Here is a 23,311-nt window from a genome sequence, read left to right as displayed (position 1 = left end):
TTGGGAACAAAACCTAGTCCAGCTTTTTTATGATAGATAATGTAAATTAGAACAGTAATTTATCAAATACAGCACAATCTGTGTAAGTGTACTCTGTGTTAGCTCTTAAACGAGCCGCCTTATCGATCAGCTTCTGAGACGCCTCTTTTTGGCGAGGAGATATATGCTCCGAGGCAACGTTCTTACGTAAGGTATCTAAATACTTCTCAAGTCGAGGCGTACAATCATCTACCACCTGAGCGGAAGCAATGCTGGCGCCTGAAACTAGTAATCCAGCAAAAGCCATTTTAACAAATTGTGAAACAAGTGGTTTCGCCATAGCTACCTCAGACAAAATTATAAACACCTCTATTAAATCATAATGACCGCCCTTAGAGAATGGAACAAAATGACAGAGAGCGTTAAGTCGTCATGCTAAAATATAACCCCTAATAGAAACGATCACAGAGTCGAGACAGTATGTATTCAATTGAAACCAACCCATCTCTTCCTAAAGCAGCGTTTTATAAAGCACTGAATGAGCAGCTAAATGCTTTATTAAGCGGTGAACACGACCTGATCTGCAATGCAGCGCAGTTCTCTGCTTTTATTATGCAGACCTTACCTGACTTTAATTGGGCGGGATTTTACTTTGTTCGTAATAACGAGCTGGTATTAGGACCTTATGTAGGTAAAGTCGCTTGTACACGAATCCCCTTTAGTCGAGGCGTGTGCGGCGCGGCAGCAAGAACACAAACCACACAACGAGTTGATGATGTGCACGCCATTTCGGATCACATAGCCTGTGATGCAGAATCGAACGCGGAATTGGTTGTTCCTATCCTTGTGGACGGCAATATTAAAGCCGTATTTGATATCGACAGCCCAAAAACTCATCGCTTTAGCGAAGACGACCAACAAGGCATTGAGCAACTGGTCAATACGTTTATACAGTCCTGCGATTGGTCTTGGCAGCTATCGTAGAAATCTAACTAAACCAGTAGATATGGATCAGTGCCCGCGCTATTAGCCCTATTACGGCCCCCATTATCGCATATCGAAATATCTTACCTATACGTGGACCAATAGCGGAAAAAACCGCAACCCCAACCAAATCAACGGGGTTGCTCGCTAATCCTGCAATGATGTTAATATCTCTAACAGTCATGCTTCCCTGCTCTATTAGATCAATCATTACGCCCATATAAGCGGTTCCTCCTGCAATATACTTAGTAATCACAGGTAACGCCGCAGAGCTTGGCAGCCCATTAGCAGAGAATGCCGGAGATAAACATTCGGTGAGCCATTGAATCGCATTCAATTCCTTTAACACGGCCAATAAAAATAACGTCACCGTTAACATGGGGATCATATTGACGGCTATTTTCATACCTTCCATGCCGCCTTCGGAAAGAGATTGAACGACCGTCTTTCGAGGCCTAGATATTGGCGCCGAACAGTCAGGTGTATTCTTCTGAAAGTCACTGCTAAGCTTGGCAGCAAATAGGTAATAAGTGATGGCAGACGCCAACACACCACCAATAATTGAAGAGGCAAGCAGAACACCAAAATCTAAGCCGTAAGCAATCATTGGAAAAGACACATTGCCTTGAGTCGCTGTCAGCACTAGCGCCAGTGAGGCGGCCAGTTTACGGTTATCACGCTCCTGTATATCGAGTTTATTCAGCGTTGGCAGTGGTGCGATAGAACTAACAAATAGCATTTTAGATAAGGCAATTAAGCTTAATCCCGAAGCCCCAAACAGGTTGGAGATAGGTGTTAATAAATCCGATAACCACTTAAGCACGCCACGATGGTCAAATACCATCATAATGCTGCCCATAATCACGGTAATAGGCAACATTACGTATAACGCTAAGTCCAGCGCTAGCCGTCCGGAACTGAGCATATGCTCAATAACATCCATACAACACATACTCCCTAGCAATATGAAAAAGGGAAATGTATATGACGATTTTGAGTCATATACATTTCCCTAAGCGGATGGTCCAGTTAAGCTAAGAAAAAGTATGAGAGGCACATACCATCCTAGCAATTGAGCACTCCCCCCATTTACGATTGCTCAATGCCGTTGCTTATACTTAACGAGACGACATCACTTGGTACCTAATGACCTCTTTTCACTAAGTCATAGGAATTCTTTAAACCTAATCAGTTACCTGTAATCAAATCCAATAAACGTGATACATCTGGCCGTTGCTCCAAACTGTATACTTCTTCGATCAAAGCGTTTTGCAGATCGACAGTCATCACTGGCGACGTGTATTGGACAAATTTCTGAATTATATCTTCTTTCGTCATCGCCGTATTAGGATCACCTTTTGCTTGGCTAATAGGGCTCTTAATTACTGCACCATCGCTTAGCGTAATCTCTACTATCGACAAGATTTCAGCTGGAAAGCGATTAGATAACTCTTCGGATTCAACGATGTGAATGCGCGAGCAAAGTGCTAATACTCTTTCGTCAAAAACGGCTTCGTCACTTACTTGTTTCGGCCCTAATTGGCCATGACAAATCATGGCTGCAACAGGAAATGCCAAACCATATTGGGCTTCATCTGCATTGCTGGGTTGATGCCCTTGCAAACGCATCGATTCATGGAACGTTTTGATCGTAATGGATTCTATATTAGGCTCTTGAATATTAGCGTCCAATTCGAGCATTGCTTCAACTGCGGTTAATGCTGGTTGTGCCCAGCGACATACGGGCCAAGGCTTAAAATATTGATTATCGATCTCCCACTCTGTCCATAACGTTCGCCATGCAGACGCTGAAGATTCAGCAAAAATGAGATCAGCTGGTGCACCAGTAACGCCGTTCTTTGCCATCATTAAGGCATTCATTCCAGAAAATGCTCCCGCGCCATGGGCATCACGTAAATTGGTAGGATGATCGACCAAACGCATCATGGGGCAACGAGGCGCAAAATATTCCGCAATACCCAATGCATGAAACAAAGCATCTTGCTTAAAATTTAACGCACGAGCGCCAGCGGCAACCAAGCCGACACCTGAAAATGCACCTGATGCATGATAATCGCTGGCACTGTTCATAAGTGCAACACCCGCTCGTAAAGAGGTTTCGTAAGCAATGGTTAAAAGGCTTAAAAACTCTTCACCTGATACCGATTTACCGCCCTCCTTATAGGCGTCAATTAATGATAGCAATCCCGGAACAACTGTTGCTCCAGCGTGGCCCTTTGATAAAAAGTGTCCTTCATGAGCATCCAAACTGTCCGCAGCAAAACCTCCTGTCCACGCTGCACCAAGTGGTGAAATAACGCGTCCATCAAATAAGATTCTTGCGCCAAAATCCCCTTTTGGATATTGCTCTAAAACAAAGTTTCGAAGTTTAACATTAGTGTTGTTATCCTTTGCCGCTGCGATAACACCTATAATATCTAATAACGAATTTTTAATTAAAAATTGGGTTGAAATAGGTGCGTCTTTAAAATTAAAGCCATTAACAAAATCAAAGAATTTAGACATAAAGTACACGTCCTTAACATTAAACTTGATTGGTTCTTTAAACCCTAAGAAGGGCAAATTAATAATAAGACTTGATAAAAGTCAATTCTTAATTCGAAGATAAAACCAGATTTTATATTTAAAAATTCATCAAATAAGACCCTAAATCAATCTCTAAAAGCCCCTTTAATCAACTCTAAACCATTAATTTCATTAGAATTTAGAGTATTAAAAATCACTTTTTTAAATCAATACAATAATCGCATTGATAACCTGAAGTTTTCGAACGTCCTTAAAAAAGGTCGCTTTACCCTTTCTAGGGTCACTCATAAACTTTAACTCAGGCTTGGACATCCAATTGGAACCAGCTAACAATGGCGCTGCCAGTCACCATCGCCTTATTTAAACAGGCTTAAAGCCCACATCGGGGGGAACCAGATTTTAATTAACGCCATACTGTTTGAGCGTTTTTTTGATCTGCCGATGCCAGACATTACGGAGTAGAACAATGAGTAGCCAAAAGACTACCTTAGATTTAATCAATGAGCGCAAGCCTAGACACGCCCTAAGTCGCGAACTGTATACCGACGAAAATGTATTCCAACAGGACTTAGCGCAAATTTGGCATAAAGAATGGATCTTCGCTGGCCACACATTTGAAATTGATAAACCAGGTGAATACATCACGCTTCAAGTTGGTCAATACCCTGTTGTTGTTGTCCGTGGCGCTAAAGGTGAAGTACGTGCCTTCCACAATGCCTGTCGTCATCGCGGCTCCCGTATTTGTCAAAATGCGAAAGGTAAAAGCGCTAAACTTGTATGTCCTTACCACAAGTGGACATTCGACTTAGATGGCAAGCTTCTTTTTGCTGGTAATATGGGCGACAATTTCGATACCTCCGAGCACGGACTTCAAGCTGTTCATTGTGAAACCATTAATAGTTATATCTATGTATGTGTCGCTGATAAAGCACCTGATTTTGAGGCATTCAGAGATGTTATGGGTCGATTTACGGCTCCTCATAATCTAGATGACTGTAAAGTGGCCTTTGAATCAAACCTCATTGAAAAAGGTAACTGGAAACTTGTTTTTGAAAATAACCGCGAATGTTATCACTGTGATGGCAGTCATCCAGAATTGCTTAACTCATTTGTAGAAAACTTATCGGTTGCTGGTGTTGGTGGTGATGAGGATCCTGAGCTAGTTGCTCATTGGGATAAATGCGAAGCCGCAGGGTTACCTAGCCGACTAGAAATGGCTGAAGACGGTATTTTCCGTATGACTCGAATTCCTTTGTCTGCCAAAGCTGTCAGCTATACGATGTCCGGTGACCCTGCGGTCAATGGACGACTAGACAACTCTGGTGTAGAAGACATTGGTGCACTGCTGTATTTCTTGTACCCGAACAACTGGAACCATTTCTTAGGCGACCATGCACTTAGCTTCCGCGTTCTACCTTTAAGCTCTGGGGAGACACTGGTCACAACTAAGTGGCTGGTACCAAAAGACGCTGTGGAAGGTGAAGACTATGATCTGGATGACCTAACCAAAGTTTGGCTTGCTACTAACGATCAAGATCGACAATTGGTAGAAGAAACATTTAAAGGTGTTCAGTCTCCCGCTTATAAGCCGGGACCATTTTCTGATATTGCCGAAAATGGTGTTTGCCAGTTTGTTGATTGGTACTGCGATACAATGAAAAAACGACTTAGCTAATACTCATTAACACCCATCTTTAAAATGCGGCCAAACGGTCGCATTTTTTTTGACTAAAGAAATTAAATAATCCCAGCCTATCAATTGAAATTAACCTTCACTTTTCAGATGGCTAAACAGCCTAAAAAAATCTGAAATGAGTTTATCCCTTAATAAACAGAAGCAAAACTTGCAATTGATAACGAGAAGTTAGGCTAGATACCGAAAAAAGGTTGATTGTGAGTAATGCCAATAAATAAGTAATATTTTTATCACGAATAAATATTTAACACCTAAGAGTTCATTGCCTGACCCGCAATAAATCGACATTAAAGTGAGAGATAAAAATGAAATTTGAAGGCATTTATACACCTGTCATTACCCCTTTTAGAGATGACAGTTCTATTGACTTTGACGCCTACCAAACACATGTCAAGCACCTTGTGAACGAAGGTGTACACGGTTTAATGATCGGTGGCACCACCGGTGAATACTACGTTGAAAGTCATGAAGAACGTGTTGAGTTGTTGACGAAAGCAAAAGAAGTCGTTGGCGATCAAGCACAAATCATCTTTGGCACAGGGTCTTTGGATCCAAAAGCCTCTTTAAAACTGGCTGAAGCAGGCGCTAAAAGCGGCGCTGATGTGCTACTTGTCGCAACACCTCCTTACTCCCTTCCAACACAGCGAGAGCTGTCACTGCATGCGCTCGCTATCGATCGTGCAGCCGACATGCCCATCATGCTTTATAACTACCCAGATCGTATGGGCGTTAATATGGAAGAAGAGTTTCTTGACCGCGTTGGTCAATCTAAAAACTTCTGCGGCATCAAAGAGAGCTCTGGAGATATTAACCGATTACACATGATGATGCGTGATTACCCTCACATTCAAACGGCATGTGGGATGGATGATCAAGCGTTGGAGTTTTTTGCATGGGGCGCTCGCAGCTGGGTTTGCGCTGGTTCTAACTTCCTTGCAAAAGAGCACATCGCTTTATACCAAGCATGTGTTTTGGAAAATGACTTCGTCAAAGGCCGTCGAATCATGTCTGCCATGATGCCGCTAATGCGTGTTCTTGAACAGGGTGGAAAATTCATCCAGTCCGTTAAATACGGTGTCACTATGGATGGCCGCTTTGCAGGAACTGTACGCAGCCCTCTACGTGATCTTAACAAAGACGACAAACGCCAAATGGAACAAGTCGTACGTACCTTGAAAACGGCCATTGCCAGTATTCTAGAAGAAGCACCAGCGCAGGGTCAAACAGCCAAAGCCAACAAAAAAGCGGGAGCCTAAGCATGTCAAACGTATTAACTTTGCAAGAATACCAAGCCATTGCTGGCTCTCTAACATTACCATCCATGGCATTCATCGATGGTAAGTATCGCCCAGCTGCATCTGGCAAGACATTTGTAACAACAAACCCTGCAACAGGCGAACACTTAGCTAACATCGCTGCGTGTGCTAAAGAAGATGTAGATTTTGCCGTCGATAAAGCTCGTGAAGCGTTCGAAGACGGCCGTTGGAGTAAATTGCATCCAAGTGAGCGCAAAGAAATACTCATTAAACTGTCTAAGCTGGTACTTCGTAACCGACATGAACTGGCCGTTATGGAAAGCCTTGATTCAGGTAAACCCATTACTGACTGTGAAAACCTAGACATTGATGAGTTCGTTCACATTATGAACTGGCATGCTGAGTTGGCCGATAAGATTTATGACCAAACTGCACCGGTTGGTTCGGATGCTATTTCAATGATCGTACGTGAACCAATCGGTGTGGTCGGTGCTGTTTTACCTTGGAACTTCCCACTGCTAATGTTGGTTTGGAAAATTGCTCCAGCTTTAGCAGCGGGTTGTTCAATGGTGATCAAGCCTGCTGCTCAAACATCGTTAACAGCACTTCGTATCGCTGAACTCGCAGCAGAAGCTGGGATACCTCGTGGTGTGCTTAACATCGTAACAGGTGGAGGAGCTGACGTTGGCGAACCGCTTGGTTTGCACATGGATGTAGACATGGTGACGTTCACCGGCTCCACCGCAACCGGTCGACGCTTCCTTCGCTATTCAGCAGATTCAAATATGAAGAAAGTCGTCTTAGAACTTGGTGGCAAGAACCCGTGCATTGTTTTAGACGATGCCGAAGACCTAGACTTTGTCGCTGAGCAAGTTTGTGCCGCGGCCTTCTGGAACATGGGGGAGAATTGTTCTGCAGGTTCACGCCTGATTGTTCAATCAGGTGTAAAAGATGCCTTAATGACGCGCGTCAAAGCACATGCTCGGGAATGGAAAGTTGGTAACCCTTTAGACCCTCAAAATGCGTTAGGCGCTATGATCGATAAAGGCCATTTTGAAAAAGTCTCCGGTTTTCTAGAAAAAGGCAAACAAGCCGGTTACAACGTAGTTGTCGGCGGCGAAACTATCGATGGGATATTTATCCAACCAACGATTTTTGACGGCGTGTCAAACTCAGACGAATTGGCTCGTGAAGAAATCTTTGGGCCGGTCTTGTCTGTCATCACAGTCAACAGCTACGAGGAAGCATTGCAAGTAGCCAATGACACAGAATACGGTCTAGCAGCATCAGTCTTCACTGCGAATGCGAAGAAAGCAATTCGGGCCGCCCAAGCGATCAAAGCAGGGACCGTCACCGTCAATTGTTTCGGTGAAGGGGATGTCACAACACCTTTCGGTGGTTACAAACAGTCTGGCTTTGGAGGTCGCGACAATTCTATCCATGCCCATGATCAATACACTGAGCTTAAAACCATCTGGATTGATTTAAGTGACAGTGCCGTGGACGGTGCAATCGACTAAACACCTAGGGTCGATTTGCAACGGGAAGCCTCCTCTTTCCGGATTTTTCGGATAGAGGAGGAACTTCTCTTCTGCTCAATTGATGGGATTGGATATGATACAAAAAAAAATTACACGACTCCCAAAAGATCCAGGTCCAGCGGCTTGGAATAGTATTCTACACCCAGATGTGGGCTACCCAACACTGGAGCAAGATATAACCGCTGACTGGGTCATTGTTGGAGCAGGATGGGCCGGATTAGCGGCTACTCGTCGTCTTACGCAACTGCTTCCTGAAAGTGAAAAAATCGTTGTACTCGAAGCATCACGTATCGCGGAAGGCCCTGCTGGACGCAACAGTGGTTTCATGATTGATCTACCGCATGAGCTAAACTCTGACTCTTACGCAGGCAGTAACGAACGTGATCTAAACAGTATTCTTCTTAATCGACATGCTATCGATTTTGCCGAACAAGCTGCTATGGAATACGATATGCCTAAAGCGGTCTTTAGCCGTAGCTGCAAAGTCACCGGAGCTTCGACGCAACAAGGTATTCAACACATACTTAGTTACGCAAAACACCTTGCCGATATTGGTGAAACTTTTTCAGTTAAAAATGCTGGGGAAATGACAGCCATGACTGGTTCGTCTTTTTATATTAAGGGACTGCAAACTGAGGGCGGAGCAATGGTGCAACCAGCAGCATTTATCCGACGTTGCGCTAGAGGCCTCAGCCAACGTGTCAGTATCTATGAAAATACTCCGGTCGTTGAGCTAACTTCAGGTGATCTTCATACCTTACGCACTCCAAAAGGTGCCGTGAAAAGCAAGCACATCATCTTGGCTGTTAATGGCCACATCCAGTCGTTTGGTTTCTTTCCAAAACGTTTGTTGCATGTGTTTACCTACGCTTCAATGACACGAAAACTTACCTCAAGCGAGCTGTCAAAGCTTGGCGGTCAAAGCGATTGGGGCATTCTACCTGCCGACCCGATGGGCACAACCGTTCGTAAAGTTTCTAATTACGCGGGCAGCGGTGATCGCATCATCATTAGAAATTTAGCGACCCTAAATCAATCCCTTGAAGCACCACAGGCTGATATGAGACGTGCGAAAGCCATGCAAGATCAGTCCTTCAAAGACCGCTTTCCTATGCTGCACGGGGTGGACATGGAACACCGTTGGGGCGGGCGCTTATGTTTATCACTTAATTCGATGCCGGCCTTCGGTGAAATTGAAGAGAGAATTTGGTCTGCTTGCTGCCAGAATGGTTTAGGCACTGTAAAAGGCACGCTTTCAGGGATGGCTGCTGCAGAACAAGCCGTAATGGGTCAATCTGAGTTGCTTAATCAATTTTTAGAACATGATCAACCCAGCAAGCTACCCCCTGAGCCCTTCTTGTCAATCGGTGCCAATATAACGATGCGCTGGAAGCAATGGCAGGCTGGCAAAGAACTGTAATCCGCTTTATTGAATAGAAATGCCCAAAGCGCTTCGGGAGAATGTTATGAGCGACTTTAATACATCTGATTTTTTAAATCCGATGAACACTCAAATCTGGGGTAATGGACGTCATCTTGTTCGATGTGTGACTGTCATCCCAGAAACTCACGATGTCACGACCTTTACCTTTAGTATGAATGAACCTGTGATGTTCTTTTTTAAACCTGGTCAATTCGTGACATTGGAGCTTGATATTGCTGAAGAGCGCATCATGCGCTCCTATACAATTTCGAGTTCACCCTCAATTCCTTACAGCTTCTCAATTACCGTCAAGCGAGTACCTGGCGGTGTCGTTTCAAATTGGTTACACGATAATCTAAAAGCAGGCGATCAAATAGCGGTTCACGGTCCAGTGGGCCGATTTAACTGCATGGATTTTCCATCTGACAAAGTACTTCTACTATCTGGTGGTGTCGGAATCACGCCTGTCATGTCAATGGCTCGTTGGTGGTTTAATACCGACTCAGAAGTAGATATGGTGTTTGCGCACAGTGCCCGCTCACCGAAAGATATTATCTACGCAAAAGAACTTGAATACATGTCTACTCGGATAGACAACTTCAAAATGCATTTAATCTGTGAACGCACTAATGTGGGCGAAGCTTGGGGCGGTTATCGCGGTTACCTTAATTCGCACATGCTACAGCTACTTGCCCCTGATTTTATGGAACGTGAAGTGTTCTGTTGCGGCCCTAGCCCTTACATGAAAGCCATTCGCGCACTGCTAGAAAATTCTGGCTTTGACATGAGTCGCTATCATGAAGAGTCTTTTGGTGAGACACCGATTAAAGATGTTGAACAAGCCGAAAAACATGCCGCTCAAGCAGAGCTTGAAGACTTACAACCTAAACCTGCGGTCATGTTACGAATTCCTGAAATGGGCATTCTGCAAGAAGTTGGGCTAGACTTAACGCTCAATGAAGCCGCAGCTGAAGCTGGGGTCAATATTTCTAAAGCCTGTGGCTTAGGCATTTGCGGTGCGTGTCGAGTAAAAGTGATTCATGGCGAGTACGACATGAATCATAACGGCGGCATTTCAGAAGAAGAAATTGAAGAAGGCTATGTACTTTCTTGCTGTACTCGCGTTAAAAGTGATATTGAAATCGAGATTTAACGCTCCCGCAGGGTTCGCCCTGCGCCCTCCTCTCGCTCTACTTAATCTATCAATGAAATAACGAATCTGTTTATAGGCTAATTTGCGTTTATAAACTTTAAAGGAACACATAATTATGACTAGTGATAATAAACCTAGACAGTCGGATTACGTGACGGACTACCAAGCGGGACAGGATAATGCCCAAGTAAAAATCGGCCCATTTAGTGTCGATATTCACCAATCCGTGTTTAGTTTAACCGCATGCTTAGTAGTGCTTTTGGTTGCCTTTTGCTTAATCTTCTCAGAAACCGCCAGCGATATTTTTGGCACATTAAGACCTTGGCTCACGACTCAATTTGACTGGGTCTTTGCCATCAGTATGAATGTTTTCGTGGTATTTTGTTTGTACTTAATCGTCTCTCCGTACAGTAAAATCAAACTGGGTGGTGTAAATGCTAAACCCGCCTATTCACGTATCAGTTGGTTTTCAATGCTGTTTGCTGCAGGCATGGGTATCGGGTTGGTATTTTATGGTGTGCTTGAACCGATGCAGCACACATTATTCCCACCCTTAGGCCAAGAAGCGACTATTAATGCTGACGGCACTTTAATCCCTAGCTTTGACCGTAATGCAGCCGTACAAAGCGGGATGGCGGCCACGCTTTTTCATTGGGGTATTCACCCTTGGGCAGCTTATGCCGTTGTCTCTCTAGGTTTAGGTATTTTTTGCTACAACAAAGGAATGCCAATGACTATTCGCTCCGCTTTCTACCCTATACTGGGCGAGAAAGTATGGGGCTGGCCTGGTCACTGTATTGATACGTTTGCTGCTTTGGCAACACTGGCAGGCTTGGCCACATCGCTTGGCTATGGTGCCACGCAAGCCGCGGCAGGTATTAACTACATTTTTGGTATCGAAGCAGACAACACCTTAATGGTGGTGATCATTCTAGTGGTCACTGGTATCGCTATGTTTTCAGTATATCGCGGCTTAGATGGCGGCGTTAAACGCCTTTCAGAGTTGAATATGCTGTTGGCTCTAGTTTTGTTTTTATTCATCGTTTTTGTCGGTGCAACCACTGATATTTTGATGACATTTTTGTTAGGGTTGAAAGGCTATTTCATTGAATTGCCTGCTCTTTCAAATTGGGTTGGCCGTGAAGATACAGGCTATTTCCATGGGTGGACCACGCTTTATTGGGCATGGTGGATCGCATGGTCACCCTTCGTGGGGATGTTTATCGCGAGAATCTCAGTCGGTAGAACTATTCGTGAATTCATTATCTGTATGTTACTTGTTCCGACACTAGTTAGTACTGCTTGGATGGCCGGTTTTGGCGGTAATGCCATTTCGCAAATGGTTGGAGGCTACATGGAAGTACAACAAACTCTTTTAAACTGGACGCCAGAACTTTCGCTTTTTGTGATGCTTCAAGAGCTACCATTCGCAACGATCTCTTCCGCCTTAGGCATCGTCTTGGTATTAGTGTTCTTTATCACTTCTTCTGATTCTGGCTCACTTGTTGTAGACACTATTTGTGCCGGTGGAGTTGAGACAACACCAGTAATGCAACGCATGTTCTGGTGTTTATTTGAGGGCCTTATTGCCATCGCCCTTCTACTTGGCGGTGGTCTGGGTTCACTTCAAGCACTGGCCATTGCAACAGGATTTCCATTTGCCATACTATGCGTATTAATGTGCTATTCCGTTTTACGTGGCCTACAGGATGAAAAACGTATGATAGGCTAAATTTAGCCTGCTCATAGCAAAACCTAAGCACCATTTGATGAGAGGCAAATGGTGCTTTTTTGTGTTTGATTTTTCACGCTTAGAAAAGTATTTAAAAAAACCGTAAGGGTGACCTTACGGCTAAAGGGTGATTTTTGTACCATGCTGATAACGTTAAGCACTCTTCTCAACTTGAAGGTGTTCATAGCTATCAACGAATCGACGAAACTTGTGTTCACCACAAGTATACGCCGAGTATTTCGCTGGAGTTTCACCGGACACGCAAGTTGCCACAGGCTCCACCACAGCATCGAAGTCCATATCCATGAAGAATGGATATGAATATCGCTCTTTACCACTGGTGTTAATCACGCGATGGTAAGTAGAGATGTAGCGATCATTGGTGTACGTTTGCACCAAGTCGCCAATGTTTACGATAAAGCTGCCCTCGATCGGTGGGGCACTTATCCACTGCCCCTCACGATTCTTTACTTGTAAGCCGCCGACAGAATCCTGCGATAGAATGGTTAAAAAGCCGTAATCAGTATGCTCACCGATACCAATTTTTTCACGAGATATTGCACCCGTTTGCGGTGGATAGTGCAAAATACGCTGAATAGAGATGGGCTTTTGCTGCATTTTGTAGAAGTAGTCAAATGGTAATCCAAGGCTTAAAGCAATGGCTCCGATTAATTTATTCGCTAGTTTAAGCATTTCAGCATGGTAAGCTTCCATCGTTTCTTTAAAGCCTGGCAATGACGATTCTGGCATCAGGTTTGGCCCAAAAAATGGTGATACATGCTCTTCATGAGCGGCGTAGTCAAAACATTCTTTAAAATCCTGAGTAAACTCTGGATCAACATTTTCACCAAACATCGGAATATAACCACGTAACGTTTCGCCACTGTTTTCTATGCTAAGTTTCTGTTTTTCCTCTAACGGCAGTGCAAAAAATTTTTCGGTATAGTCTTGAACTTTGGTCATTAATTCTGCGCTAACGCCATGATTAACGATGTATAAAAAACCCAAATGTTCGCATACGTCGCCAATTTTCTTTGCAACAGCTTCTGGATCGGTACCGTTTATTAGTCGACTGATATCAATGACTGGAATGCTCTCAACATCGGTATCTTCAGCATTTAAATAGCTATGAATCTCGATTGACATATACTCTCTCCTGTTATGCTTTTGTTAGAGTTAGAGCACTATTATGGGAATTTCAGGTCATCGGCTGATATTAGAAAAACGAATATAACTAACAGTTTCTAACACCTTTCAATATTACTTATAATCTAAAATGGGAGTGGTAACTTACTGGTTCGACCACCATCTACAACGATTATTTGGCCTGTTATGAATTTTGATGCGTCGGATGCCAAAAAAGCCACCATTTCACCAATGTCGCTCGGTTCTCCAGTCCTACCAATGGGATGTAGCCTTAATAAGTCTTCTCGGGCTTGAGCAGGATTCTTTTGGGCACCAATGTATTGATCACTTAGATCGGTATTAATCCAGCCTGGGGCAATGGCATTACAGCGAATACCGTCTTTGCCTAAATCCACTGCCAACGCTTTGGTAAAGCCATGCACGCCTGATTTTGTAGCGCAATAGGCTATGTGATGTGGGTTTGCTGCCAATCCTTCTATAGAACCTATATTAATAATACTCGCAGCCCCTTTTGCTCGAAGCAGTGGCAGCAAGGCTTTGGTGATAAAAACAGGCGCACGCATATTAACTGTCATCATGCGGTCCCAATCCGCTTCGATCATTTCGTCTAAAGACAGCTCAAACATAAAGCCAGCGTTGTTAACCAGTATGTCCACTGTATTAACCTGCTCTGGTATGGCTTTTACAATCTGCTGCGGTGCGTGAACATCGGCTAGATCGGCTTGGCACCAGTGCACCCTATTATTGTGACTGAGCGTACTGTCTAAACTCTGGCGTTGGACAATCATGACCGTAGCGCCTGCCTTTAATAAAGCAAGCGTAATACCTCTTCCTATGCCTCTTCCGCCACCGGTTACGATGGCAAATTTATTCGTTAACATAAGATTGCCTTCAATTTTTTGTATTTAAAAAGGGTTAAACATCTTGAGTCAATACGCGCTTACGAAATGCTGAAGGATGATCACCATACTTTTTACGGAAACATTGCCCCATATAACTGTGCGAAGAAAATCCGCAGGCATTAGCGACTTCTGAAAGAGGTAAACTAGTTTCTTCAACTAACTTTAATACACGCTGTAAGCGAATATTTAAGTAGTATTTATTAGGCGTCACTTTTAAATGCTTTTTGAATAACTGTTCTAAATGTCGTACGGAGCTACCAATCATTTCACTTAAGCGCTCTATGCTATAAGGCTCTTCAATATTAGCTTCCATTATTTCAACGGCCGCACCCAGCATAGGCGCCTTAAATCGAAGCTTTAGGTACTGATTGCTTTTGTTTATTTCTGCCAGTGTGCGTATACGGTCACTTTGGAAGCGCAAGGAAATTTGCTCAGTAAGCTCAGTACCATTATCCATGCCAATTAAATACATCATCAGATCAAGCGCAGTGGTACCACCACGACAGGTAAAGATCTGCTCTGACACGGTATACAAGCTTTCTTGCAGCGTCACTTTTGGATACAGCTCACGGAAAATGTCTTCTTGCTCTGCTGTGACCGTACACGCAGTTTTTGCGAGCAATCCTGCTTTGGCAAAAATAAAACTGCCACTAGATAAGGATGCGAGTTTTTTTCCAGATCTATAATGTTTTTTTAATAAAAAATTAAGTGCGTCATTATAATATCGAGAAGCACCTTGATAAGCACATAAACAAATAATATCGGCTGATTCAAATTCAGATATGTGTTTTGTCGTTTGAATTGGGATGTTATTTGAACTAATTACCGACATTTTTTTTGGGTTATCTGAACCACTGTAAACTGTACAATGATAAATATCTTTTTCAGACAGTAAGTTGGCGACACTAAATGCTTCAACCGTCAGCGAAAATGATGTTAAAGCGAAGCCAGGTAACAGGATAATTGCAATACTTTTTGACAAGCAATGCCTCATTAATAAATCTAAATGTTAAAAAGGCCAGAAAGCTCTGGCCTTTTTTGCAGTGATATAAAATTAGTTAGAAGCTTGACGAGCGATATCTAGCCAACCATTAAATTCAGCTTGGTGCTCTGAAATCCATTCTTGTGCATGGCGCTTAATATCTTTTTGAGAATTCTCTCCGTTTCGCATTTTCAGATTTTGCGCACTTTCATCATCTGAGCTAATTTGAACCTGTGACAATAGCGCCATGGCTGAGGGATTTTCTAAGCCGAAGTCTCTATTCACTACAGACATAACCTCGTCCACTGCAAAGCCTAAGTTTTTGTTTTTATATGTCGTGATAACATCGTTATCACCTCCTGGAAGGTCTGTATATGGCACCTCTAACCAAACCACATCTTCATTCACTTTCAATACCCCTGCGATCCATTGAGGTACCCAAGTGAAGTACAACACTGGCTTGCCATCTTGGTAACGAGCTATGGTATCGGCCATTAAGGCAAAGTATGAACCGCGATTGTGAGTTACCCAATCGCCTAAACCATAGGCTTCGATATGATGATCAATCACTAACTCGCAGCCCCACCCTGGATTACAACCTGTAAGATCTGCTTTTCCATCATCGTTACTGTCAAACAGCTTAGCAATTTCAGGCTTTTTAAGATCTTCTAAAGAGGTAATACCGTATTGGTCAGCTGTTTTTTTATCTATTTGATAGCCTTGCAAAACGCCTGGCATAATACTGCCCACTTTTAGCATGGTGTCATCACCACCCGCTTTCTCATAAAAGGTATCGTGAAGCTTATCCCACAAATGTACTGTAAAGTCGGCGTCACCATAGCTAAGTGCAAGAAGCATGGTTGCGTATTCTGATTCTTTTGGCTCTTCCACCTCATAACCTAGCGCTTCTAGGCCAGCCATGGCAATTTCACCACGAAAACGCTCCTCAGCAATTGATGGGAAAATTGGTGTGACTTCCACACCCTCACCAGGCATATCATTCGCCAATGCAGAAGAACAAATTGTTGCAACCGCTGCTGCTGTTAAAGTCGTTTTAAACGTGCCATTTTTTAGAAAATTCGTAACAGTGTTCATAGAGTTTCCTTTTGCTTGATTATGCTTATTCTTGAGTTGCTTTTTTAGGTTGTGGTTTAACCACTTGCTGCTTTGCTGCACTAACTCCAAACAGAGAGACAACAAAGCCAATCGGGCCAACTTGGAACCAACGAACAGCACCACTGGCGTTCGAACGTTCACCCATTGCTTGGGTTAAGCGATCTAGGAAAATAGCCAATAGGACTAGACCCAAACCACCTACAGTTGCCAACCCCATATCTAGACGTCCAATACCGCGTAATACCATTTGTCCCAAACCTTCAACTGAGATCATTGATGCAATGACTACCATTGAAAGAGACAACATCAGCGTTTGGTTTACACCAGCCATAATCGTGGGCGTTGCGAGTGGTAATTGAACTTTGACTAGCATCTGTTGCGGGGTACAACCGAACGCTCGTGCAGCTTCAATCTTATCGGCAGGAATCTGTCGAATGCCTAGATTGGTCAAACGAACCAATGGTGGCAAAGCAAAGATAATGGTCACCAATACACCTGGTACGTTACCAATACCAAATAACATAACGACAGGAACTAGATATACAAAGGCAGGTAAAGTTTGCATCGCATCCAATACAGGACGAATCGTTTTCTCCATTCGATCGTAGCGAGCACTCAAAATGCCGAGAGGTACACCAATCACAACACAGAAAAACAGCGAGGTAATAACAAGAGACAACGTGACCATGGACTGCTCCCACACCCCTATCAACCCTAGTAAGGTTAAAGTGATCGCGCAGAAAACCCCCATTCGAGCACCTGCTACTTGCCAACCAAACAGAACAGATAAGATGATGCCAATTAGTGGTGGGATGGCACTAAGAACACCTTCTACTAAGTCCAGAATCTGATCAATTGGCCAACGTGCGGCACGAAATACATCACGAAAATTCTGAACTAAATAATTCAACATAGCTTCAACCCATTCTCCAACAGGAATAGTGAGTTGTTGAAACGGATCTAAAAAACTTACATCAATCATAATTTGTGCCTTTTGTGTTCGTTCTCTTTTTTATTAATTATTCGCAAGGAGTGATAAAACATACTCTTTCGACAAAGTACCTTGATAACCGCCCTTGTCATCCAATACTGGGACGGGATACGGTGATTCGGATACAATTGAAATGGACTCTTTAAGAGAGGTTGAACCATTAACGCTAAACTGAGGTGTGATTCGATTAGCCATCAAACTCTCAAGGGATAAGTCACCGTTGACAGTACTTGGCGCAACGCCGACAAACTTATTGTTGCTATCCAGTAAGTAGACAAACTCATTTGGATTATTAGAGAAATCGATGGCTTGATGTTGGTTAACCGCAACAGTGAGAGCACTCGTTTGAGCAATGTCTTTTACTTTGATGGTCTTGGTGGTGTCGACGCCTTTGAAGAAAGAAGCTACATAGTCATCGGCAGGATTGTTCATAATTTCTTCAGGCGTGCCAATTTGGACAATGCGCCCTCCTTCCATGATGGCGATACGATCGCCAATACGAATTGCCTCATCTAAGTCATGAGAAATGAATACAATTGTACGCTCTTGCTCTTTTTGTAGTCGGATCAACTCACCTTGCATCTCATAGCGGATCAGAGGATCTAACGCTGAAAATGCTTCATCCATAAGTAAAATCGTGGGATCATTGGCCAATGCACGCGCTAATCCAACACGCTGCTGCATACCACCTGACAATTGATCAGGACGACTGTAGGCATAGCTGCCAAGGCCAACTTGTTCTAACGCTTCAATGGCTCTTTCATGGCGAGTCTTCTTATCAACACCAGAAATTTCCAGACCAAATGCCGCATTATCAATCACCGACATATGTGGCATTAATGCAAATGACTGAAACACCATGCTCATATCGTTTCTGCGAACATTTAGTAAATCTTTATCTGCTAAATTGGTAATGGTCTGACCTTTTAATTTGATTGATCCTGAGCTGGGCTCAATCAAGCGGTTTAATAAACGTACGAGAGTCGATTTCCCGGAACCGGACAACCCCATAATGACAAATATTTCGCCTCGTTTTACTGAAAAACTGGCGTCAAACACTCCCACATTTTGGCCAGTTTCACTTAACACATGCTCTTTAGAAGCGCCGTTACGTAACATTTCCATTGCTTTGTCTGGAGCGCTACCAAACACTTTAAATACGTTATTCACCTCAAGAATTTCTTGCGTGTTACTCATATGTTCCTCTTTGTACTCATAATCAGTTACCAATGGCATTGAGCTTTTTGAATTATTATTTTGGTCAAAAAGTGACTAACTCTAAGTTAAGAATTTTGCGATGAAGCGTCCAATCACATATTTTCGGCGTCATTGATAACTGCAGGTAATTAATCGAATAGATGATGCTATTTCGCCTATCAAATGGCACAAGAAAGAAACCAAAAAAAATATAACCATATGATTTTTATACTTTTTATTATATTTCATTAGACTTTTTGGAAGTATATATTTAAGGTGACCTTAAAAATCAGGCACTATTATTGAGCTTAAATAGCTGTTTTTTGCAGATGAAGGGATTAATTTCATTAAGAATGTGCGCTCTTTTATTAAAACTTTATAAAAGAGAAAATGAACAGAGGGTATAAGTAAGAATCGGAATAAATAGCATAAAAAAAAACGGCTACCGAATGGCTGCCGTTTCTAGGTAAATTATTCACCAGTGATAGGAATTGAAACATCCGATAAAGTTGTCGAAACAGTATTAATAAGCCAACTTCGTAACTTAGTAAAAGCTTCGTTGTTTTCCATTTTTTCTTGATAAGTGAGGTAGTGACATTTTTCTTTGTATACGATCTGCTTTTCACCAACCGCAATGAGCTTTCCTTCTTGCACTAAACGACCGACTAAGTGATGCCAACCTAAACAAACACCTTGGCCAGATATCGCAAGCTGAACTAGCATACTGTAATCATTGGCATTAAAAATATGCGCTTGCTTTGCAAGATCGATCTCCATGCCGAGTGTTCTAAGCCATACATCCCAGTCAACATGCTCGGCAACTTGCGAACGACCGTAAGGCGTTAAGTTCAGCAGATCAGCTTCTCTCAACCCTTTCATTTTATTGATCTCAGGATGCTTCTCTAAATAGTCAGGAGAACACACTGGATAGACGATATCATGGAAAATTGGAATGGAATGGTAACCATCTCGCGGGTCGTTAATCTTACTAATAAACAGGTCTGGTGCAACGCCTGGATCCCCAGAACTGGCGTTGAGCAAGTTGCTGGTGGAAATCACACTGACATGGATATCTGGATTTTCCGTTAAGAACTCTCCCAAATATTGAGATAGCCAAAAAGCTGAAAATGCGGGTGTACAACAAATACTCAGTTCTTGTTTTAATTGCTGTGTATTTTGAATACGCTGTGCAGCTTGAGCGATATTGACGAAGGAAAGATACGCTGCATCATAAAACATAGTGCCCGCTTCCGTCAGCTCCACTGTTCTTCCTGAGCGTCTAAATAACTCTACACCTAACGCGGATTCCAATTCCCTAATTTGTCGGCTGATGGCAGCTTGGGTAACACACAACGCCTCTGCTGCACGTGTGAAATTCTGATACTTCGCCGCCGCCACAAATGATTTTACCGCTCGTAATGAGGGCATTTTTAAAAGAATTTGATCCGGTTCAATATGGTTTGCCATTAAGATTCCTTGTAGGCAACAAACTCATACTAGCGCAGCCTGAATTTGTTAACCCATAAAGCAGTATAGGAAGCTAAATACCTGATAATGCAGATATTATAAGAGTTCTTTGAGAGTAGCAAAAGCCACTCCCCTAGACAATATAAGCCTATATTGAAATGACTTAATTTTGACAAACTAAAGGTGGCCTTGGCTGATGAGTGAAACTGCCAGAGCGTATTAATGTTTTACAAAGCTACTATTCTTTATTGAAAAAACGCGTTGTACTCAGTTTCTTTCCCATACTATGCTCTTAAAGAGAGCATAGTTTTTCATCTCCAAGAAATGCAAAAAGCCACCTTAAAGGTGGCTTTTGTAGCATTCAAAACTTAGTTTAACGTTTTTTCAGCTTTTTGATTAAAAATGGTCCAACCAAAGCACACAGCGTTGCGATCGCTAATGTAATGGTAATGGGTCCATTTAGTAGAATGCCCCAGTCTCCGCCACTAATAGACAACGCACGACGCAAGTTTTCTTCCAGTACAGCCCCTAACACTAAGCCAAGAATAACAGGGGCTAGTGAGAACCCTAGCTTGCGTAAAATAAACGCAAACACACCCAACACGACCATAAAGTAAAGATCAAAGCTATCACCGTGGATTGAGTAGATACCGATAAACGTCAACATTACGATAATGGGGACTAGATACGATTGCTTAATAGACAGCAATCGAACAAACATACCAATTAGTGGTAAGTTCATTACCAGCAAAGCAATGTTACCAACAAACATTGAGGCAATCAGACCCCATGCAATTTCAGGTTGCTGTTCAAACAAAAGTGGTCCTGGTGTGATGTTAAACATCAACAACGCGCCAAGTAGAATTGCAGTAGTACCACTACCTGGGATGCCCAGCGTCAGCATTGGTAACATTGAACCAGCCGCTGAAGCATTATTAGCCGCTTCTGGAGCCGCTAGACCGCGAATATCACCTTTACCAAATTGATCATCGTTACCTTCTGCGAAACGCTTTTCGGTACCGTAAGCCACGGCGCTACCGATAGACGCTCCTGTGCCTGGCAAAACACCAATAACAAAGCCAACGATAGTAGAGCGTAGTACGACCCATTTCACTGCCATCAAATCACTCATTGATACAAAGCTTTTGCCAACTGGTGTCAGCTTCATATCGTTGCGTAGCCAGCTTTCCAATAACACTAATACTTCACTGATCGCGAACATACCGATCACAACGACTAAGAAATCTACACCATCAAAGAAGTTAGGAATGTCCATCGTAAAACGTAGGATACCCGTACCGGAGTCAACACCAACAGTGGCTAATAGCAAACCTATGATCACACCAATGGTGGTTTTAAGTGGACGGCTGCCAACCATGGTCGCAAGACATGTAAATGCGAATGTCATCAGCCAAACAAATTCGCTTGGGCCAAACTTAAGCGCAAGATTACTTAACATTGGTGCAAAGAATACAATTAAAATAAGTGCACCCATGCTACCGAAAAATGATGCTACCGCCGATAGCGCTAAAGCTCTACCACCCTCACCTTTTTGAGCGAGTGGGTAACCATCTAGGGTTGTCATGATCGCCCCAGCATCACCGGGCACGTTTAATAAGATACTGGATATACGGCCGCCATATTCAGCACCGTAGTACACACCGGCTAACAAAATTAGCGCTGATTCAGGTGGAAAACCCATGGCATAAGCCAACGGTAGTAAAATAGCGACACCGTTGATTGGTCCGATACCTGGAAGTGAACCAATGAGCGTGCCAACAAAACAACCAATTAATACTAATGCCAAGTTCATTGGCGCGAGAGCGACCGAAAAGCCCGTCGCTAGAAATCCGAGCGTTCCATATTACCCTCCGAATAACATACCAGTCGGCTTTTCTAACTCAATGCGTTCAATCTTTTTTCAAGTTCACGTATTGTTAATTGATTAGCGGTCATAGGATTTACCTTTTCGCTCTTCTTTTAATTGTTTAACCCATTTGCTAACAGTGGATTAACCAGCACCCATGGCCTTCGCTGCATCTTCGTGGGTATAAATATTATCAAAAGCTAATTGTACTGTTTCTAGCCGAAATTCAGGACTAAAATTTGGACGCTTTTTCATTGTCATTTGTATCACCTAACGTTTGATGAGATGCATGCTAACACCTCTAAGTAGGTGGCAAAATTAACTATGCTACTACACATACTAGATTTAATAGCTCATTGATTATTTACAGTAAATTGACAGAGGAAAAAATGTACCCGAATGATTAAGATAAATTAGAATCGGACAATTTTTCTATTAAATAATCTACAAATACACGCACTTTAGGGGCAAGCATGTTACTGCTAGGGAAAAGTGCGTGTATTGGCGTAGTACTCGGAACTAGTTGATGTTCGTCTAACAAGGTCATTAATTGTCCTGACGCTAATTCATTTTGAACCATCCACAATGGCATCATGCTCACCCCTTGGTGGGCAAGAGCCATCTGCTTTAAAAAACCTAAACTATTTACGTTTACGGCACCCGTTATTACCACCTCTGTGATTGAGTCTTGTTTCTGAAAACGCCATGAATAGCTGCCAATGTCGGTTTTAAATGACATGCAGTTTAACGCCGACAGATCTTCAGGACATTGTGGAATTTTATATTTCTTTAAATACTGGGGACTACAGCAAATAACGGAACGACTTACAGCAATTTTACGCGCAACTAAACTGGAATCAGATAAATGTCCCATTCTAATCGCCAAGTCTGTTCCGCTTTCTACCAAGTCTAATATTTTTGTATTTAAGTTCATTCTGACTCGGATACTGGGATAACGCTCAAAGAATTCCGGCAGGATAGGTGCAACGAATACCTGAGAGAAGTCAGCCTCCATAGCAATTTGCAACGTACCCGTTACGCTATTACTCAATCGATTAACAGCGTGTTTTGCTTCTTCTAATTCTTGTGTAAGGCGTAATGCATAGTCATAAAATACTGCACCTGCTTCGGTTAACGACTGGGTCCGCGTTGTCCTTTGAAATAACCGCGAGCCTAAATGTTCTTCCAGCGACGCAATTTGTCTAGATACTGATGATGGCAAGGCACCCATCTCTCTAGCAACCGCGGATAAACTTCCTAGCTGGACGACGCGCACAAATAGAGATATCGAAACTAAATCTTTCATTCTTGCTTTAATTGCATAAGTGATGT

At 42.9% G+C, this 23,311-nt stretch carries 19 protein-coding genes; 7 read left to right on the top strand and 12 right to left on the bottom strand.

Going from position 1 to position 23,311, the window contains the following annotated elements; translation table 11 throughout:
* Positions 1-46: 46 nt before the first annotated feature.
* A complete protein-coding gene (locus AYW75_RS09980) occupies positions 47-319 on the bottom strand; it encodes a hypothetical protein (protein WP_067098995.1) in 273 nt (90 codons plus the stop codon).
* Between the two features lie 140 nt (positions 320-459).
* On the opposite strand from AYW75_RS09980, the gene AYW75_RS09975 reads away from it, so the two are divergent.
* Positions 460-963, top strand: coding sequence for a GAF domain-containing protein (locus AYW75_RS09975; RefSeq protein ID WP_082856478.1), 504 nt, complete (start codon positions 460-462; stop codon positions 961-963).
* A 4-nt stretch (positions 964-967) separates the two neighbouring features.
* Here the strand turns inward: AYW75_RS09975 and AYW75_RS09970 are convergent, their stop codons facing one another.
* Positions 968-1,906, bottom strand: a complete 939-nt coding sequence (locus AYW75_RS09970; protein WP_067098992.1) for a hypothetical protein — start codon at positions 1,904-1,906, stop codon at positions 968-970.
* A 245-nt stretch (positions 1,907-2,151) separates the two neighbouring features.
* Positions 2,152-3,489: an MmgE/PrpD family protein gene (locus AYW75_RS09965; RefSeq protein WP_067098989.1), complete on the bottom strand. Its 1,338-nt coding sequence runs from the start codon at positions 3,487-3,489 to the stop codon at positions 2,152-2,154.
* A gap of 487 nt (positions 3,490-3,976) precedes the next feature.
* Here AYW75_RS09965 and AYW75_RS09960 point away from each other — a divergent pair, with 487 nt between their 5' ends.
* The 6 genes from AYW75_RS09960 to AYW75_RS09935 all read left to right on the top strand — a co-directional run bounded on the left by AYW75_RS09960 (position 3,977) and on the right by AYW75_RS09935 (position 12,311).
* The gene (locus AYW75_RS09960) at positions 3,977-5,185 is read left to right on the top strand and encodes an aromatic ring-hydroxylating oxygenase subunit alpha (protein ID WP_067098987.1); all 1,209 of its coding nucleotides are present in this window, start codon (positions 3,977-3,979) and stop codon (positions 5,183-5,185) included.
* 326 nt (positions 5,186-5,511) lie between these two features.
* Entirely contained in the window at positions 5,512-6,462 is a 951-nt protein-coding gene (locus AYW75_RS09955) for a dihydrodipicolinate synthase family protein (protein WP_067098984.1), read from the top strand.
* A gap of 2 nt (positions 6,463-6,464) precedes the next feature.
* Complete coding sequence (locus tag AYW75_RS09950; RefSeq protein WP_067098982.1) at positions 6,465-7,982, top strand: aldehyde dehydrogenase; 1,518 nt, start codon at positions 6,465-6,467, stop codon at positions 7,980-7,982.
* A gap of 94 nt (positions 7,983-8,076) precedes the next feature.
* Entirely contained in the window at positions 8,077-9,423 is a 1,347-nt protein-coding gene (locus tag AYW75_RS09945; RefSeq protein WP_067099601.1) for an NAD(P)/FAD-dependent oxidoreductase, read from the top strand.
* 46 nt (positions 9,424-9,469) lie between these two features.
* The gene (locus AYW75_RS09940; RefSeq protein ID WP_067098979.1) at positions 9,470-10,579 is read left to right on the top strand and encodes a hybrid-cluster NAD(P)-dependent oxidoreductase; all 1,110 of its coding nucleotides are present in this window, start codon (positions 9,470-9,472) and stop codon (positions 10,577-10,579) included.
* A 115-nt stretch (positions 10,580-10,694) separates the two neighbouring features.
* Positions 10,695-12,311, top strand: coding sequence for a BCCT family transporter (locus AYW75_RS09935; protein ID WP_067098978.1), 1,617 nt, complete (start codon positions 10,695-10,697; stop codon positions 12,309-12,311).
* Between the two features lie 153 nt (positions 12,312-12,464).
* Here the strand turns inward: AYW75_RS09935 and AYW75_RS09930 are convergent, their stop codons facing one another.
* The 9 genes from AYW75_RS09930 to AYW75_RS09890 form a co-directional block, all read right to left on the bottom strand.
* Complete coding sequence (locus AYW75_RS09930; protein WP_067098975.1) at positions 12,465-13,457, bottom strand: isopenicillin N synthase family dioxygenase; 993 nt, start codon at positions 13,455-13,457, stop codon at positions 12,465-12,467.
* 125 nt (positions 13,458-13,582) lie between these two features.
* A complete protein-coding gene (locus tag AYW75_RS09925) occupies positions 13,583-14,338 on the bottom strand; it encodes an SDR family NAD(P)-dependent oxidoreductase (protein ID WP_067098972.1) in 756 nt (251 codons plus the stop codon).
* A gap of 34 nt (positions 14,339-14,372) precedes the next feature.
* On the bottom strand, positions 14,373-15,341 hold the full coding sequence (locus AYW75_RS09920; RefSeq protein ID WP_231886183.1) for a GlxA family transcriptional regulator: 969 nt from the start codon (positions 15,339-15,341) through the stop codon (positions 14,373-14,375).
* Positions 15,342-15,413: 72 nt separating this feature from the next.
* Positions 15,414-16,436, bottom strand: a complete 1,023-nt coding sequence (gene proX / locus AYW75_RS09915) for a glycine betaine/L-proline ABC transporter substrate-binding protein ProX (protein ID WP_082856477.1) — start codon at positions 16,434-16,436, stop codon at positions 15,414-15,416.
* A 25-nt stretch (positions 16,437-16,461) separates the two neighbouring features.
* Entirely contained in the window at positions 16,462-17,439 is a 978-nt protein-coding gene (proW, locus tag AYW75_RS09910) for a glycine betaine/L-proline ABC transporter permease ProW (RefSeq protein ID WP_067098966.1), read from the bottom strand.
* Positions 17,440-17,472: 33 nt separating this feature from the next.
* Complete coding sequence (gene proV, locus AYW75_RS09905) at positions 17,473-18,645, bottom strand: glycine betaine/L-proline ABC transporter ATP-binding protein ProV (RefSeq protein WP_067098963.1); 1,173 nt, start codon at positions 18,643-18,645, stop codon at positions 17,473-17,475.
* A gap of 471 nt (positions 18,646-19,116) precedes the next feature.
* Positions 19,117-20,112, bottom strand: a complete 996-nt coding sequence (locus AYW75_RS09900) for a LysR family transcriptional regulator (protein ID WP_067098962.1) — start codon at positions 20,110-20,112, stop codon at positions 19,117-19,119.
* 373 nt (positions 20,113-20,485) lie between these two features.
* Positions 20,486-21,925 carry a tripartite tricarboxylate transporter permease gene (locus tag AYW75_RS09895; protein WP_067098959.1) on the bottom strand — a complete coding sequence of 480 codons (1,440 nt, stop codon included), beginning with the start codon at positions 21,923-21,925 and terminating at the stop codon, positions 20,486-20,488.
* A gap of 457 nt (positions 21,926-22,382) precedes the next feature.
* Positions 22,383-23,285: a LysR family transcriptional regulator gene (locus tag AYW75_RS09890; RefSeq protein WP_067098956.1), complete on the bottom strand. Its 903-nt coding sequence runs from the start codon at positions 23,283-23,285 to the stop codon at positions 22,383-22,385.
* Positions 23,286-23,311: the final 26 nt, after the last annotated feature.

Origin of the sequence: Marinomonas atlantica (assembly GCF_001639725.1) — a bacterium.
Classification (GTDB): Bacteria; Pseudomonadota; Gammaproteobacteria; order Pseudomonadales; family Marinomonadaceae; genus Marinomonas; species Marinomonas atlantica.
The sequence above is the reverse complement of the archived record's forward strand: the minus strand, read 5'-3'. Positions and strand labels throughout refer to the sequence as shown.